Origin of the sequence: Bergeyella anatis, from assembly GCF_036016955.1 — a bacterium.
In the GTDB taxonomy this organism is placed as follows: domain Bacteria; phylum Bacteroidota; class Bacteroidia; order Flavobacteriales; family Weeksellaceae; genus JAYWXI01.
This window is the reverse complement of record NZ_JAYWXI010000090.1, coordinates 1-663: the sequence shown is the minus strand read 5'-3', so window position 1 is coordinate 663 and position 663 is coordinate 1. Positions and strand designations below refer to the sequence as shown.

The window sequence follows — 663 nt, the reverse complement described above, 5'->3', positions numbered from 1 at the left end:
ATCGAATCGCCTAGCTATCGTCCCTATATGATAGTAGATAAGAACTTCAGTAAAATAGAACTTGACTATTGGGAAACATTTGGAATAACGAAAACAGTTTTAGATATATTTAGAGTAAAATCCTTGCAATCTTTTGAAAGCATCAATAAAAAAGGACAACCCTATCGAATAGAATCCAATGATGATGAACCCATTTTTTCATATCAGAATGCGGAACTTATAAAAATCTATCGTCCCCTTTCCAAACATCGTTTTCTATATGCAGGTATCGCTACGGATTATTGTTTTGGATTGGAACAATTACCGTTAGATGGTGATGATATTTTGTTTATTACGGGCGGTGAAAAAGATGTGATGAGTTTGTATGCAAAAAGCTTTTCAGCCATTTGTTTCAATAGTGAAAATAGTCATATTCCCATCTCTCTCATTCAATCTTTAAAAGGTCGCTTTCGTCATATCGTATTATTGTATGATGTGGATCAGGCAGGAAAAAAGGCAGTACAAAGCCATTTAGAAAAATTAAAGGATCTGGTAGAGGTATTAGAACTTCCTTTATCAGGAACTAAAGACGATAAAGACATATCGAACTATTTTCAGCAAGGCTATACCGCTAAGGATTTAAAAACATTGTTTTTGAAAATGCTTCAAAAAAAATATCAGCAA

The 663-nt window shown here is 33.3% G+C and carries 1 protein-coding gene; it reads left to right on the top strand.

Annotation, left to right across the window (positions count from 1 at the left end; all coding sequences use genetic code 11):
• Nucleotides 1–27: 27 nt before the first annotated feature.
• Nucleotides 28–663: toprim domain-containing protein (locus VQ048_RS12375; protein ID WP_327611948.1), on the top strand; the 636-nt coding region annotated here is incomplete at its 3' end.